The sequence below is a fragment of the Terrihabitans soli genome, from assembly GCF_014191545.1.
Classification (GTDB): Bacteria; Pseudomonadota; Alphaproteobacteria; order Rhizobiales; family Methylopilaceae; genus Flaviflagellibacter; species Flaviflagellibacter soli.
Window position 1 is genome coordinate 1239398 of record NZ_AP023361.1, and the last position, 15400, is coordinate 1254797.

Sequence of the window (15400 nt, forward strand, 5' to 3'; positions counted from 1 at the left end):
CGCGGCGGCCAGCCTATGTCATCTGTTCCTTTTGGCACCTAATAGAAAACTATTAGGCCTTCCATCCTCCTTGAGGCGCGGCCGGCCTGTACTTTCGGGGAGGGAGCGGGCCCCGGCGGCGCGGAGATCGAGCCTGCTCCGGTCCGCCCTTGACCTTCGCCGCCAAATCACGGCCCACGGACACTGTGCCTCATGGTGAGGAGCGAGGCGCAGCCTCGCGTCTCGAACCATGGGCCGGATTTGCAGCCGATCCTTCGAGACGCGCCTTTGGCGCTCCTCAGGATGAGGCAGTGCAAACCTCACTTCACAACACACGGAATTCACATGCCCGCTTTGACCAATCCGCGTCACGAACTGTTCGTGCAGAAACTTTCCGAAGGCATGGGCCAGCGCGCGGCCTATTCGGCGGCCGGCTACAGCCTCTGCGCGTCCGCCGCTTCCGCCCTGATCCGCAAACCCGACATCGTCGCGCGCCGCGCCGAACTGCTCGAAGAACTGGCGATACAAACCGGCGTGACGGCAGGGAAACTCATCGCAAAAGCCGAAGCCGCACGCGTGCTCGCGATGGACACGGAGCAGCCCGCCGCCGCCATCGCCGCCATCAAGGAGATCGGCATCCTCGCCGGCGTCCGCGTCGAAAAACGCTCAAGCACGACGCGCACGGTGAAGGAGCTGTCGGATGAGGAACTGATGGCCATTGTGGCGGGCGCGGCGCACTGACTCCCCCTCTACCGTTCACGGGAGAGAGCCGACTCATCGCGTTAGCGACGAGCGGCGAGAGGGGGCGTGGAGCGGAATCTGAACGCGGAAACACCCAGAGTTCAGCGGCCCGTCACGACGCCGTTCTGCGCCAGCTCCTTGCGGCTCAGCACGCGCATGCCTTCATGAGGCGTCTTCTGGGCGGAGGAGACCAGGGAAGGGCTGACACCCATGCTCTTCGCATAGGCGCGGAGAAAATCGTAGATCTGCTCGTTCTCGCGCTGCTCGGCGGCCGTGATCTTGTGCCCCGGCTTCCATCTAACATCGGTGAAATCGTGCACGCCGAATTTCGCGCCTTTCGGCACCTGGCGGTTGACGCCGCCGAAAAGGGCGTAGGCACAGGCCGAATAGCAGCCGCCTTGCGGCGCAACGCTGACCGTGCTTTTCGCGTCGCGGAAGGCGATGCCGAGCTTCAGGCTGCCCAGAATATTGCCGCCGGGCGAATGCAGCATCCCACGCGGCCTTGTCCGCCCCGGCGCAAAGCGCGCCGGAAGGCGGCATCCGAATTTTCGGTGATTTCGCCCTCGGCCAGAAGGATCTTTTTGCCGCCGACGTCCATGGGCTTGAACGTCATGGACCCGGCCTTGGCCGGCGAGAGCGCGATGGCGGCAAAAGCAATGGCCGCGAAGATGCCGGCCGAAAAGCGTGTCGGATGCATGGAAATCCCCCGGTCCCGTGCACAGCCTGAGGCTGAGCCTCGAAAATGTCCACCCTCAACGTGCGATGGGGGTGTCCGGATGAAAGGGTGGTGAAGGCGGAGCGGGTTTTAACCCGTTTTACCGCTACGTGACCGGCAGTGATCGACGATTATAAAAGCGATAATACCGCTGCGGATTCAAGCGACGAACGTAAGAACAGTTTCTTGCCGCATCCGATTTGCCAGTTTGCTGCCGGGCGCGGTCGGAAGATAGCGACTGCTGCTTGGCAGATCCCGAACGGACTCACTGACGCATCGCAGACCCTGAAGCTCTAAGGCTTTCAAAACCGCGGCAGAGTTCTTGATGAAAACGCCTTTGAGGGTCGAATTTCCTACGATCATGGTCGCCGTGCCCCCAGGCCTAAGGAGCCTTTTTACCTCTGATGCAAGCGCGACTATGTCGCATACATAGCGTTCCACCATCCCTTGGTGTCGTCGTGGCAAGCTCTCCAAATTTCCCAAGCTCGCCTTAACGTCTATCTGTACGGCTGCGCCAGCTTCAGGCCGGCGCTCTGCTCCGATATTATCAGAGCGGATCGTACGAAGCTCGCTGAGCCGATAGCCAAGCCAGATCAGCGACATCCGATGACCACGCAGGTAATCAATCGCATTAAGATACGGTGGCGACGTCAAGATCGCGTCCGCGGAGTCGTCCGCTAGCGGCATGGCTCGAGCGTCGCCTCGATAAATCTTAGCACCTGCAGTAGGTGGCGATTTCTGAAGGCGGCCGCGCACAATCTTCAGCGAACGATCGAGACCTTGATGAATACAATAGTCGGATGACAATGTAACCCGGTGCGGGCGGCTGTGCGATGTGTCACGCGCCAGGCTTGCGCACTGCTCTTTAGTGACGATGATCCGGCTCAGCGCAACCCGCACGACGTCAAGCGCGGCGGTATCATTCGGTCCCAGTTCGTTCGCTAGCTTCGCGATCGCGCCTGACCAACGTCGCAAAGCGACGATTTGCTGACAACCGAACCAGTAGTTGATGAAATCCCGGGTTTCGGGGTCGGCGTCAATCCATGGCAAGGCTTCGTTGTCAAAATTTGACCCCAGCGCAATCTCCGAAAGGCGAGCGTAGGCGTTTCCGATGACACGGTCGTCGACTGGCGTGGTCCAGACCCGCGACATCAACACGGCGAGCGGATCCATGTCGAAGCCGACTGCTTGGAGGCCGAGCTCAGTCGCATGCCGAATGACAGTGCCAGACCCCATCATAGGGTCGATGATGGTTCCACCCACCGGGACGTTCTTAAGCGCGGCCAGTGCGAGCTCCGGCGCCATTCGCGCCGGAAACGGATGGATCGTCGCCGTCACCTGCGTTCCCCCGCCATTCGCTACCCTCTAATATTATCGCAACGACGCGTACAGCGCGTCCGAAAACCCCGGACGAGCGGCAGATATGAACCAGCAGTAATGTAGGCCTAGGCAGGGGCGGTCAAGCCCGGCGATGAAGAGGACGACGATGTCGAACCAGAACGAATTGCTGACGCTCCATGGCCAGTTGCTTGCCGGTGATGCGCGCGCGAGTTCCAAGATTGTGGCGATAGCGATTGCTCCGCTGGTAGCGATTATCAAACGCGACGTCGGCGGCCTTCACGATCCGCAGGACGTTGAACAGGCTTGTTTCGACGCGCTGTTCAAGTATCTGGTTGCCCCCGGCGGCTACGATCCGCAGCGCGCTGAATTGATGACCTACTTGGCGGCAATCGCGAGAGGTCGGGCCAAGACGCTGCGCCGCTCACAAAGCCGTCGCACCAAATATGAAGGCGAGTACGCCTTGGACCAAGATTCGGCCCACAATCCTCTGGTCGAGGGCGAGACCGGGGGCGAGGCCGCGACGGTCGATGAAATCGACTGGATGCGGTTTGGCAGCGTGCTGGTGAAGGATCCTGGCGACGCCGAAATAGTCAACTTGATGAAGGTGGGCGCGTGCTCGGTATCCGCGGTCGCCCATGCGCTTGGCCTCGACGCAGGGGAGACGGGGCTGACGGAGGCGGCCAAGCGCATCGAGCGCATCCGGGGGCGAGCACGGCGTATGACGCAGAAGAGCGAGGCATGATCAAGATGGAGGTCGATATGGCAGTTAATTTCACCGAGACGGAGCGTTTGGGGCGAGCGATGGCCGTAGCAGCGCGTTCCAAGCCCGAGTTCATTGGCAGCGCATTGGCGATCTGGGAACGCGCCAATCCTGGACGTTCGATAGAGGCTGAATTGCGCTGTGACCAAGCTCAACTGTGGCGGCTTGCCGTTACGCCGCGTCTGCACGGACCCGGCATGCCGCAAGCGGCGCTGGCGTTGGCCTCTTCGCTTGGGCTTAATCCGCTAGCGCTCGTCAACATGCTCCGTTTCGCAGAGAGCGCGAATGCTTTTGCATTGGCGAACGATGATGGCGAGATGCTTATGGCTGCGCTCGATGCCGACAACCAGGAAAAGGATGCGGATTAATGGCGTTTGACGCTGCGGCCACAGCGGCCCGCATTGTCGCCGGAGCCGAACTGATCGGCTCCGGCTTTCCACGTGATCTCGTCCAGATCGCACCTCTGTCTTTGCCGGTGTCAATCGTGGTGCGCTCTGGTCTCACGACAGCCGCAGTCGAGGAAACGCTTGCGGCTGCGACCGGCCGTAGTTCCAACATGTTGAAGCCGCGCCGCTTGCGCGGTTGCCTAGCCGCCCATCGCGGGTTCGGGATGATCTTTTTAGACGAGGATGATCCGAGACTGATGCGATTTGCGCTTGCCCATGAGCTAGCCCATTTTGCGGGCCATTACGTCGTCAGGCGCGAGCTTACGATTGCCCGGTTGGGCACAAGCATCATTGACGTACTCGATGGCGTCAGGGCGCCTACGGCCCAGGAGCGCCTCGCAGGTATCTTGACCGGTTGTCACCTCGGTGCCTTCGCCGACGTCATTGCGCGGGAGGACGGCATTCCACTAACTGCGACGGCAGAAGTCATGGAATATGAGGCCGATGAGGCAGCATTTCTCGCGTTAGCGCCCATTGGTATCGTCATCGCGAAGACGCACGAGCGTGAAGGCCAAGTCAATCGGGCTGCGGTCACGGCCTGTTTGATCGACGAGTTCGGCTTGTCGGCGGGAGACGCTGACCGTCACGCCCCGCGGGTCGTGAACGCTGTTGGTCGGGCCCGACCGTCCTTTATCGAACAGCTTCGCAAGGCCGCGTCCAAAATCGAACCCGAGCGGCATATGTAGGAAGAAAGGGATTGGCCTTGGAGAACCGGACGATCGACGACCATGGAGAGAGTTCGGCGCGTCACGCAGCGGGTTCTGCTGCTGGCCGCAGTTATCAGGATGCGACCGGCGAGCGTATCGAGGACACCCTCGATATCGATAACTGGAATCCCGCCGACCGCATGGCCGAGCAATTCGAGCGGCTACAGGACGAGATCGTCGCCGCACAAGTCCGCGAAATGGACGCCCGTCGGGATATTCGCGATCTGGCGTTTCCCTTGATCGCGGAGCGAGAAGGCGCGCCGCCGGACGCGGGCGTTCACGAAATAGAGCTGAGCGAGTTAAGGGCGGTTCAACAGCATTTGCTTTTCAGCGGGCATGTTCAGGCGGTCGATGGGGCTTCGGTCGTCCATCAGACCCTTCCGATGACAATTTTTCAGACGGCGATCGTGCTGGCCACATATCTCGGAAACAACGGCACGTGGGGCCACCGGATCTTTCAAAAGGACGTGAAGGTGTCTGGTCGAACGGCCCTCGATCGAACCCTCGCGCTGCTGGCACAGCGTAAGGCTGCCGAAGATGCGGAGGACGCGGGCGTATCCGACATGCTCCGCAGGGGTCTAATGGCCAATGCCGAACTAGCGGTGATGGCACGAAAGGCCGAGGCGCCATGGCGAATGGGGCATGGCCATCCGCTTCCGAAGGAACTTCTTACAGGCGCGGGTATGCCCGAGCTCATCGAATTGTCGATCCCATTGTTCCGCGAGCTGCTGCTCGAGCATAAGCGCTTCGTTTATATTCCGCGGGGATCGAACGACCGCCTGCTTCGAACGATCGGGGATGCTCTTCTTCCACTCGAATATGCCATCGTGGATGACCTCGACGCCTATATGCATGGCGTAATTACACAGGGTCACTATGGAACGGTTCTTTTCAAGAACGCCAAGCGTATGCTCGAAAGTTTCCAGGCGGATGCCAGCGGTAAACTCGTGGCGGGTGTCTTTCGGGTCTCGCCGCATTCGCCCAGCCAAGTCTTTTACGCGCACGCTGATTATGCAAGTGAAGCAGCAATCGTGGCGATGGCGGATGCGGTTCTTGTCGAGGCGCGGGGATATCCTATGTTGCTCGACCTTGCCGGCGGAATATGCCGCGAAATGTTCCCCTCTGACGCAATATTCAAACCAGCCGCCGCGATCATGTCGCAACACCGCGCGTGAGAGCGCCAATCGTTCCGGGAGAATCCGATGCCAGAAGCGAGTAATGCGAAAGAAGCGACGCATGGTGGCGCAGTCGATCGATCATCGACAAGCCGCGCGGCGGTAAAGAGTCTGATCGAGACGTCGGAGAAAGCCGGCGGCCGAAAAAAACTGCCCGAGGTGTATGAGGGTTCGTTCGGCAGGACGCTATATGACACACCAAGTTCTTCAGACGGTACAGTCACCGTGGTGATGCCGCCTGAGAACATCTCAAATGTCACGTCTCAAGCTCTGTTGCGTGTTGAGAGCCATCCGGACGGGCGCCGCTATGTCGGCACTGTTTCGTCGGGACCATTCTACGATCCTGACGGGATCAGCGCGGAATCGACCGCGATGGTCATCTCGGCAGTCAACGGCGCCATCGGCATGCCGGGCCATCATGGGCGCCTGCAACTGCAACTGCTTGGTGAAGAAAAGGGTGGGCGCATTGGCCCAGCAAATCGCCGCCCTGTCCCTAATTCGCCGGTGTTTCTGGTGGACGATGCGGAGATGTCCTCCATCCTTGGCCTGGAGGGAGATTTCGCGATCGGCCGCGTGATGGGGCACGAAAGTGTCGAAGTCCCGGTGCCAGTACACAAAAAGTCTGTGCTCTATCGCCACACGGGCGTGCTCGGGACGACAGGCGGCGGCAAATCGACAACAATCACCAATTACGCCGCAGGTATCGCGGGTAGAGGTGCGGCGGTGATTCTGCTTGATACCGAGGGCGAGTACACCACAATGCATGAGGTGACCGGGGACGAAGATATGTTAGCGCTGGCGAAAGCGCAGGGACTCCCTGTCAAAGGAGTTCCTGATACGCATGTGCTGACACTCGTCGGCCGCGAACCGAGCAATCCAGATCATCCGCGCCACAAGGAGTTTACACTCGACTTCACTACGTTATCGCCTTGGACCTTGATCGAAATTCTCGGGATGAACGATGCTCAGCAAAGTCGTTTTTTGGCCGCGTATGACATTGCCAGGAAATTATTAGGAGATCTGCAAATTTTTCCGAAAAAGGGAGAGCGTGCAGATGAGCAGGCCGCCTTGGACTGGGACGAACTTGATTCTGGTTACCCGAAGCTCACGCTCGATTTTCTGATCGATGTATTGTCAGCATGTTCCGCCTATGCAGGCTCGTCTGAGAATTCTCTCTGGATTAGTGCGAGTCTCAAGCAAGCCAAGGCTCAAAGTCAGCTCTCGGCCCTGATCGAGCGAGCATCTCCCGAGAAAAATATTGCGAGCTGGAGAAAAGTTTCCGGAATGCTCTGGCGCCTGCATCGGCTAAAAATCTTCGATCGAGGTGGCACGCTTAAGCTTAACGTTCCTGAAATGTTAAAGCCGGGGCGCGTGAACATTATTGATCTGTCGGATCTGGACAGCCCTATCCTTCGAAATCTTGCGATCGCACAAGTTCTGCGGCAACTGCAGATGGAACAGGAGCGATCCTATGAAGCAGCGAGCACGAAGGGGGAGACACCAACGCCGGTAAACTTGATCATCGAGGAAGCGCACGAGTTCTTATCGACTGCGCGCATTCGGCAGATGCCGACTTTGTATGAACAGGTTGCCCGCATCGCCAAGCGAGGCCGCAAACGCTGGCTTGGACTGACCTTTGTCACTCAGTTGCCGCAAAACTTGCCAGATGAGGTGATGGCGCTGATCAACAACTGGATTCTGCACAAAATCCAGGATGAGAGCGTTGTTGGTCGGCTGCGCCGCACGATTCCCGCAATTGACCAAAGCATGTGGCGCTCACTGGCTTCGCTCCAGCCCGGGCAAGCAGTGGTTAGCCTCGCGCATATGCGGCGGCCGATCATGACCCAGATCCACCCGTCGACAGCGAAACTGCGGCTGGAAACGTGATTTGTTTCAAGCGAAAAGTTGAAATTGGCGGAGACGCAGGGATTCGAACCCTGGAGACCCCTTTCAGGGTCTGCTCATTTAGCAAACGAGTGCCTTCAGCCTCTCGGCCACGTCTCCGCAGCAACTCCGATGTTTCGGAGTTGCGATACTCCAAAGGCAAACCGGTTGGCGCCGGGTTGCGATCCGAAGCGGGCAAAGCCCGTTCGGACGGGTTTGGTACAGGCTGGCCCCGGGCGGGTCAACGCAACTTGCCCCCAGTGCTCACATATAGAGTGAGCCGCCCCCAAAGCCTCCATTGAGGTGAGCCCCGGACTCGCGGCATGGTAGCCCGATGCCCACTCCTCAGGCCCTCCAGACCCCGGCGCCCCGGGAAGCCGCTCCTGCGCTTTTAGGGGTGAATTCCTCCTTCACGGGAAGGTTCTGGCGCGAGCGGCTGGATAGCCAAGGGCAAAGCCTGGCCCTGGCCATCGCCCAGCGCCACGGCGTGCCGGAGGTGCTGGCCCGCGTCCTGGCGGGAAGGGGCATCGGGCTTGATGCCGTCGGCGATTATCTCAGCCCCAATATCCGCTCGCTTCTGCCCGAGCCCTATCGCTTCACCGATATGGAGGCGGCCGCCCGGCGCATCGCCCGCGCCGTGGAGGCGGGCGAGCGGGTCGCGATCTTCGGCGATTACGATGTCGATGGCGCCACCTCCTCGGCGGTGCTCGCGAGCCTGTTGAAAGCCGCCGGAACCCCGCACCGGATCTATATTCCCGACCGCATTTTTGAGGGCTATGGCCCCAACGCGGAGGCCATCAAGACGCTGGCGGAGGAGGGCGCAAAGCTCCTCGTCACGGTGGATTGCGGCACGACGAGCCATGCCGCTCTGGCCGAAGCATCAAGGCTCCGCATGGATGTCGTCGTGCTCGATCATCATCAGGTCGGAGAGACGCTGCCCGAGGTCGCGGCGCTGGTGAATCCCAAGCGCCATGACGACATTTCGGGCCATGATTATCTCGCCGCGGTCGGCGTCGTGTTCATCACGGTCGTCGCGGTCAACCGGCTTCTGCGCCAAAACGGTTTCTGGACGGCGGAGCGGTCCGAGCCCGATCTTCTGTCCTTACTCGATCTCGTGGCGCTCGGCACGGTCGCCGATGTCGTGCCGCTGACGGGCATCAACCGCGCCTTCGTCATTCGCGGCCTGCAGGCCATGGGCCAGCGCCGCCGTCCGGGCCTGCGGGCGCTTGCGGACGCGGCGCGCATGCGCGGTGCGCCGAGCCCTTATCATCTCGGTTTTCTCATCGGCCCGCGCATCAATGCCGGCGGGCGCATCGGCCGCGCCGAACTCGGCGCGCTGCTGCTCACCTGCGACGACGAAGCGGAATCGCAGAAGCTCGCGCTCGAACTCGATCGTCTCAACGGCGAGCGCCAGGAGGTCGAGAAGGGCGTGCTGGCGGACGCCGAGATGAAAGCGGACCTTTCCGCCGATGTCGTCATGGCTTCGGGCATGGGCTGGCATCCGGGCGTTGTCGGCCTTGTCGCCGCGCGGCTGAAAGAACGCGCCTCGAAACCGGCATTCGCGATCACGTTTTCGAACGGTGTCGGTACGGGGTCGGGCCGCTCGATCCCCGGCGTCGATATCGGGGCGGCCGTGCGCGCCGCGGTGGAAGAGGGGCTTCTCGTCAAAGGCGGCGGCCATGCCATGGCGGCGGGCATCACCGTCGAGGAGACAAGGTTCGACGCCTTCGCCGCGTTTTTGCGCGCGCGTCTTGCATCCGATGTCGCAGCCGCGCGGCGCGAGGATGTGCTGAAGATCGACGGGGTTTTGACGGCGGCCTCCCTGACGCCCGGGCTCTATGACGAGATCCAGCGCGCCGGGCCGTTCGGCGCCGGCAATTCCGAGCCCATTTTTGCCCTGTCCGGCCATATCCTGATGTCGGTCGAAGAGGTCGGCTCGGGCGGGCATTTGCGGCTCCGGCTGAAGGCACCGGACGGGTCGGCGGTCACCGCCATGGCCTTCCGGGCGGTCGGCCAGCCGCTCGGCGAAGTGCTACCGCTCAACCGCGGAAAGCCGGTTGAGGTCGCGGGATGCTTGCAGAAAGATGAATGGAACGGCCGTACCTCGGTATCCATGCGCGTGCTGGATGCGGCGGCAGGATAATATTCCAGCCGCCCGGGCTTCGGAGTGTGGTTACGCCGCCCTTAATGCGATCGCGGAAGCTTAGCATTCTTATCCGTCATAAACGGCGTTTTCTCCTCTGCGGCCACACTGTTTTCCGGCAAAAACACCGGGCTTTTTCATGACAAATTGTACGATCGGTTTTCAGGCGCGCTTCAGGCGCCCGTACGTAAATTCTCGTCCGACATTCTACGGTGGGTTGGGCGGAACTACGTATGCAGTTCAGAAAGTTCTTTCGCGACGAAGCGGGCGGCATCATGCCCATCTTCGCCGTCAGCCTCGTTCCGGTCCTGTCCCTGGTTGGCGCCGCCGTCGATCTCGCCGGCATCAACCGCGCCTATGACAAGCTGCAGGTTGCGGTGGATACGACCGCGCTGGCCGTGAACCACGAACTGCATTTGACGACCGTCCAGAACAGCATCCAGACCAAGGCCAACGCCTATTTCCAGTCGCAGGCGGTGGGCCTTGAAAGCCCTGACATGAAGCCGGTCGAATTCAGCGTCGCCGACGGCCGCGTCGATATCACCGGCACCGCCAAATTTACGCCGCAGGTTCTGAGCGGGTTCGGATTCGGGCCCTATAATCTCACCGCCAAAGCCCGCACCGTGATGGGCGATCAGTCGATCGAAGTCGCGCTCGTGCTCGACAATTCCGGCTCGATGGAGGGCTCCAAGCTCACCTCGCTGAAGACGGCCGCCAAAAGCCTCGTCAACATCCTGTACGACAGCGTCACCGCGCAGACCCGCGTCAAGATCAGCCTTGTGCCGTTCTCGGGCGCCGTCAATGTCGGCGCGGACAACGCCACCTCCGACTGGATGGACAAGAACGCGGCATCGCCCGCGCATTCGGAAAACTTCGTGTCGGCGAAAAACCGTTTCACGCTCTACAGCGAAATGAACACCGCCTGGAAGGGCTGCGTGGAATCGCGTCCGGGCGATCTCATGGTCAATGACACCGCGCCGACGACGGCCGATCCCATCACGCTGTTTGTGCCGATGTTCGCGCCGGACGAGCCGGATGAAGAGGGCGAGAACACGAAGGAATTCGTGAACAACTACCTCAACGACAACGGCAAGTGGACCGATCTCGATAACGACGGCAAAAAGGACGACAACGAGTGGGTGAACTGCTCGGCGTCCGACCGCAGCAGCTCGACCGATCAGGCTGTGCAGAAGCGCGTTTGCAAATATAAGGGCGTGACGCCGTCGACCTCGTCCTATGGCTCGACGACGAAGGGCCCGAATTTCTGGTGCAATTCGGATCCGATCGTGCCGCTCACCGCGACCAAGCAGACGGTGATCGACAAGATCAATGCGATGAGCGCCAAGGGCTACACCAACATCCACGAAGGCCTGATGTGGGGCTGGCGCGTCCTGTCGCCGGGCGCGCCGTTCACCGAGGGTGTGTCGTATACGACGCCGAACGTGCGCAAATACATCATCCTGATGACCGACGGCGAAAACACGATCAACAGCCGCAGCGAAAACCACAACAACTCCGACTATTCGGCCTATGGCTACGCCGCGAACAACCGTCTTGCCGACGACAGCGACGACATGAATGGCTCCGAGCTGAAGACCGCCATGGACGACCGGCTGGAAGAGGCGTGCGAAAACGCCAAGAACGACGATCCGAACAATCCGGAGAAGATCACGATCTTCACGATCGCCTTCCAGGTGAACGCGCAAGCCACGCTGCAGCGCCTGAAGGACTGCGCCTCGAGCGACAGCATGGCCAAGACGGCGAGCAACGGCACCGAGCTGGATACGGCCTTCCGGAACATCGCCAAGGAACTCGGCCCCCTGCGCCTGACCCAGTAACTCGGCCCAGCAAATCTGACGCAGAAAACAGCGTTGCCCCAAGGGGCGCGGGACCCTATAAGGGCCCCTCGATTCCGCGCCCTTCGTCTATCGGTTAGGACGTCAGCCTTTCACGCTGAAAAGAGGGGTTCGATTCCCCTAGGGCGCGCCATCCTCCATAAAAATCAATAGCTTATCTGCTGCGTTGTGCGCCTCGATGAGGCGTGTGTGCGTGGCCCGCCAGCCTTGTCTGCGGCGTGTCTAGGCCCCGTGCGCCCCTATCTCTCCAAGCGTCCGGGAAGCACACCGCGCACCCTTCACCCATGCTGTCGGGCCGCACGAGATCGTTGGCGAGCCGCGGGGATAAACCGCCAGTCGCGGGCCTCGTGTCACCCGTGGATGCAAGGAGCTTGGAGTTTGGCGTATTCACGGATAAGTTGCAAATCGGCGGGGGTGCAATGGTCGAATTTTCAAAGATCGCGCCGTTTCTTCAGGATCCGCTTGTCCTGATCGGCTTCTTCTTTGTCGTGTTCTTTGGTTTCGGGCGAGCCATTCTAAAGGCTGGCATCATCCCAGTGCTGGATCGAAGGGGCGGCTATCGCATCCTATCCAGCATTCTTCTCTACGGCTTCATCATCGGCCTGGCCGTCACGCTGCTCGGGTTCGGTCTGAAGTATCGCGAACTCTCTGAGGCTGAACAGCGCGGTGCCGTTCGCCTGCTTAACGAAGAGCTGGCGGGGGACTTACAGGTCGCGCGCGAGCTTCATTTGAACACGGTTTCCATCCTAAACGCGGTACAAACCGTCAGCGGCGTTCTACGGCATGAAAAAATTCCGCTCTTAGCTGCATTGTTTCCAGCTGAGAACATAGATCTAAGCAAAATTATTCCAGCCTCCTTACCTTACGCCCGGCAGGTGCTGACCGCCGCAAAAGACAGCGGTGTCTTGGACGATTCCTCGGAACAGCGGAAGTTCGCGTTAGCTGCACGCGCGACTACGCGCACCATACAGACAACCAAGGGAGTGATTGAGTCCTTGGCTGACACTGCCGGTTCTAGGTATGTAATTACGTCAGCGTCATGGGATGCAAATCTGCCGATTTTGCGAAAGGTCCATGTGATTGACGTGTCCCGTATGCAGTCACTGTACAACGACTTGCGTCTTCTTCGTACGAACTACGGGGTGGTTATCAATCATAGCCAGAGTTATTTGAGTGCCGTGAATGATTTCCTGTCGTCGCCGGAACCCATCGATGAATATCGTTTGTCGCACGTCTTGGCAGCAGAGCGATTATTTCTGATGACGGTCTCCGTATATTCGAAGTCCCTAGCGGAGAAAATCGAAGTGATAGACAAGGAGCGCACGGAAATCAGGACGATGATGATCGCGCTAGGCGGAAATAGCGCAATCAATCTGGAAACCACAAAAGCCGGAGTCATTCCATGAAAGCTTTGACACTGTTTCCCGCGGCGATCCTATTGGCGACCACGGCTCCCGCCGCTGCTTGCTGCGCATACAAATGCTGTGACTGCAGCTGCGTCGCCAGCACAATCGGCGAAAGGTCGGAAGACGTTGCGAAAGCGGTTGAGAATCTACTTTCCAGCAAGGACGCGCCGCTCTCTCTAAGAAGCTTTGAAATATCCACACAGTCCGCACGTCAAAGCGGTGCGTTTGTGTGTGAGGCGAAGGACGATGGTGTCGTGTGCGAGCGAGAAGATTAGGACTAGCCAATTCTTCTCCCTTCATGAACCGATAGGGGCGGCGAGCGATCGGCAAGCCATCAAAGCAGGCCGCATCCGCCATCTCTGAGAAACTGTGACCCCCGCGATCACCGACGAGTTCCCTGCGCTGCACGGGCATCGAGGCTATGCTGAAGCTGGCGTTTCGAGGGCGGTAAGCTCAAACTTGGGGCTGAGGCGCCGCCGCAACAGCGTCCGCTGATCCAGACTCCGCTGCCGCCCGCGCCGTAAGCGCATGTCGTTGACGGATAAGCCCTACTAAGCGTCGCCGCTTTGCAGTTTAGAATTTCTATAAATCATTGATCTTGCAAGACTATTTCATCGTCTTTACTCATCGGGCCAAGCGTTCCGGCGAGGGGTTTGGGGCGCCCGGGTTTTCGTTTCATGTCGCGTCCGCTCGTTCTCGGTCCGAATGCGTCCGGCTCGCTCTGCGAGATCGTCGATGCGCATTACGGTGAGTTGCGCGCTTTCGCCCGCCAGAAGGCGGGTAATCCTGTCGTCGCGGAAGATCTCGTGCAGGAAGCGTTTGCGCGCCTTGCCGGCCTCGGCGAAACGCGCGTCGAAAATCCGCGCGCGCTGCTCTACCGGATCATCGGTAATCTCGCCATCGATCGCGGCCGGCGCGAGGCGCGGGAGCGGACCCGTGCGCTGCCGCTCGATGCGGCCGAATTTGCCGCCGATGAGGAACCGGATGCCGAGCGCGGCCTTATCGCCCGTCAGCGCCTTGCCTCGCTGAAAGAAGCTGTCGATGCGCTGCCGGCGCGCTGCCGCGAATGCTTCATTCTCCGCCGGTTCGAAGATGTCGATCCGGACGAGATCGCCCGCCGCATGGGCATCAGCCGCAATATGGTGGAAAAGCATCTGCGCCATGCGGTGACGCAATGCGCGCTCGCTCTGCGCAGCTCCGACCACTAATTTTTCGCCCGAGACCTCCTGTCCGGTCCGCCTGCCGCGTCTATTGGTGGTGGAAACCGTCTTTTGTATAAGGCGGCTTCGGATGGGGTTTGAGAATCGTGCGGGCATCGCAGAGCGCTCTGGAAGAAGCGGCGGAATGGTTCTTCCGGCAGGACGGAAAGTCTTTGCCGGAGAGCGAACGCGCGCTCTTTGAGACGTGGCTCGCCATACCTGAAAATCGCAGCGCCTGGGCGGAGATCGGCCGCACCTGGCAGGAGGCGCGGGGGCTTGATTACGCCGCCGGCCGCGCGGTGCCGGGCATATCGGCGCCTGTCCGCTGGATGGCGATCGCGGCAAGCCTGGTGCTGGCGCTTCTCGGCGCGGGCTATGCCTTCGATCTCCCGATGCGCCTGAGGGCCGATATCTACACCGCAACCGGCGAGTTCCGCTCTGTCACGCTGCCCGACGGTTCGATCGCGCAGATCAATACAGGATCGGCACTCGCTCTCCATTTTTCGCCGAAGGAGCGCATCGTCCGCCTGCTGAAAGGCGAGGCGGTGTTCACCGTCGCGCATGACGGCTCGCGGCCGTTCATGGTCCAAACCGACGGTGATACGGCGACTGCGCTCGGCACGGTCTTCGCGGTGCGTGAAACGGGCGAGGGCGCCGTTGTCACCGTTCTGGAAAGCCGCGTTGCCGTTGCCTTCGCCGATGGCGGGCCGCGCCGCGAACTCGCACCCGGACAGCAGGTGCGCCCGCTCGGCGGCGGTCATGAAATCACAAATATCGATGCGGATGCCGCGACCGCATGGCGGCGCGGCAAGCTGATCTTTGCCGACCGGCCGCTCGGCAGTGTTGTCGAAGAACTCAACCGTTATCATATGGGGCGAATTCAGATCGTCGATCCAGCCCTGAACTCCCGCCGCGTCAGCGGCGTGTTCGACACATCCGATCCCCTAGCCGTCGTCGCCGCGCTGGAGGCTTCGCTCCAGCTCTCTTCGACCCGTATCGGCTCGATGCTGGTGCTTCTGCACCGCTGATTTTTTTCGGAAAAGATACG

At 60.4% G+C, this 15400-nt stretch carries 14 protein-coding genes and 2 tRNA genes; 12 read left to right on the top strand and 4 right to left on the bottom strand.

Annotated elements, in window-relative coordinates:
- Nucleotides 1–324: 324 nt before the first annotated feature.
- Nucleotides 325–720, top strand: a complete 396-nt coding sequence (locus tag IZ6_RS06490; RefSeq protein WP_222877183.1) for a terminase small subunit — start codon at nt 325–327, stop codon at nt 718–720.
- Between the two features lie 101 nt (nt 721–821).
- Here IZ6_RS06490 and IZ6_RS06495 read toward each other — a convergent pair whose 3' ends face one another.
- The 3 genes from IZ6_RS06495 to IZ6_RS06505 all read right to left on the bottom strand — a co-directional run bounded on the left by IZ6_RS06495 (nt 822) and on the right by IZ6_RS06505 (nt 2773).
- Entirely contained in the window at nt 822–1211 is a 390-nt protein-coding gene (locus tag IZ6_RS06495) for a COG3904 family protein (RefSeq protein WP_222877184.1), read from the bottom strand.
- Nucleotides 1172–1417 carry a hypothetical protein gene (locus tag IZ6_RS06500; RefSeq protein ID WP_222877185.1) on the bottom strand — a complete coding sequence of 82 codons (246 nt, stop codon included), beginning with the start codon at nt 1415–1417 and terminating at the stop codon, nt 1172–1174. The genes IZ6_RS06495 and IZ6_RS06500 overlap by 40 nt, the downstream gene beginning before the upstream one ends.
- A 177-nt stretch (nt 1418–1594) precedes the next feature.
- Nucleotides 1595–2773, bottom strand: a complete 1179-nt coding sequence (locus IZ6_RS06505) for a site-specific DNA-methyltransferase (RefSeq protein WP_222877186.1) — start codon at nt 2771–2773, stop codon at nt 1595–1597.
- A gap of 148 nt (nt 2774–2921) precedes the next feature.
- Here IZ6_RS06505 and IZ6_RS06510 point away from each other — a divergent pair, with 148 nt between their 5' ends.
- The 5 genes from IZ6_RS06510 to IZ6_RS06530 are packed head-to-tail and all read left to right on the top strand — an operon-like array spanning nt 2922 to nt 7751.
- The gene (locus tag IZ6_RS06510) at nt 2922–3518 is read left to right on the top strand and encodes an RNA polymerase sigma factor (protein WP_222877187.1); all 597 of its coding nucleotides are present in this window, start codon (nt 2922–2924) and stop codon (nt 3516–3518) included.
- Complete coding sequence (locus IZ6_RS06515; protein ID WP_222877188.1) at nt 3515–3904, top strand: hypothetical protein; 390 nt, start codon at nt 3515–3517, stop codon at nt 3902–3904. Before IZ6_RS06510 ends, IZ6_RS06515 begins: the two co-directional genes overlap by 4 nt.
- Nucleotides 3904–4668, top strand: a complete 765-nt coding sequence (locus tag IZ6_RS06520) for a hypothetical protein (RefSeq protein ID WP_222877189.1) — start codon at nt 3904–3906, stop codon at nt 4666–4668. The genes IZ6_RS06515 and IZ6_RS06520 overlap by 1 nt, the downstream gene beginning before the upstream one ends.
- Nucleotides 4669–4679: 11 nt before the next feature.
- Nucleotides 4680–5864: a hypothetical protein gene (locus IZ6_RS06525; RefSeq protein ID WP_222877190.1), complete on the top strand. Its 1185-nt coding sequence runs from the start codon at nt 4680–4682 to the stop codon at nt 5862–5864.
- Nucleotides 5865–5891: 27 nt separating this feature from the next.
- On the top strand, nt 5892–7751 hold the full coding sequence (locus tag IZ6_RS06530; RefSeq protein ID WP_222877191.1) for an ATP-binding protein: 1860 nt from the start codon (nt 5892–5894) through the stop codon (nt 7749–7751).
- Between the two features lie 25 nt (nt 7752–7776).
- Here the strand turns inward: IZ6_RS06530 and IZ6_RS06535 are convergent.
- Nucleotides 7777–7868, bottom strand: a tRNA-Ser gene (locus tag IZ6_RS06535).
- A 214-nt stretch (nt 7869–8082) separates the two neighbouring features.
- On the opposite strand from IZ6_RS06535, the gene recJ reads away from it, so the two are divergent.
- From recJ to IZ6_RS06565, 6 genes are all read left to right on the top strand, one after another.
- Nucleotides 8083–9891, top strand: coding sequence for a single-stranded-DNA-specific exonuclease RecJ (gene recJ, locus IZ6_RS06540; RefSeq protein ID WP_222877192.1), 1809 nt, complete (start codon nt 8083–8085; stop codon nt 9889–9891).
- A gap of 233 nt (nt 9892–10124) precedes the next feature.
- Nucleotides 10125–11729 carry a TadE/TadG family type IV pilus assembly protein gene (locus IZ6_RS06545; protein ID WP_222877193.1) on the top strand — a complete coding sequence of 535 codons (1605 nt, stop codon included), beginning with the start codon at nt 10125–10127 and terminating at the stop codon, nt 11727–11729.
- Between the two features lie 76 nt (nt 11730–11805).
- Nucleotides 11806–11880, top strand: a tRNA-Glu gene (locus IZ6_RS06550).
- A gap of 286 nt (nt 11881–12166) precedes the next feature.
- The gene (locus tag IZ6_RS06555) at nt 12167–13153 is read left to right on the top strand and encodes a hypothetical protein (protein WP_222877194.1); all 987 of its coding nucleotides are present in this window, start codon (nt 12167–12169) and stop codon (nt 13151–13153) included.
- Nucleotides 13154–13830: 677 nt separating this feature from the next.
- Complete coding sequence (locus IZ6_RS06560) at nt 13831–14361, top strand: RNA polymerase sigma factor (protein WP_222877195.1); 531 nt, start codon at nt 13831–13833, stop codon at nt 14359–14361.
- A 98-nt stretch (nt 14362–14459) separates the two neighbouring features.
- Nucleotides 14460–15380 carry a FecR family protein gene (locus IZ6_RS06565; protein WP_222877196.1) on the top strand — a complete coding sequence of 307 codons (921 nt, stop codon included), beginning with the start codon at nt 14460–14462 and terminating at the stop codon, nt 15378–15380.
- Nucleotides 15381–15400 lie beyond the last annotated feature (20 nt).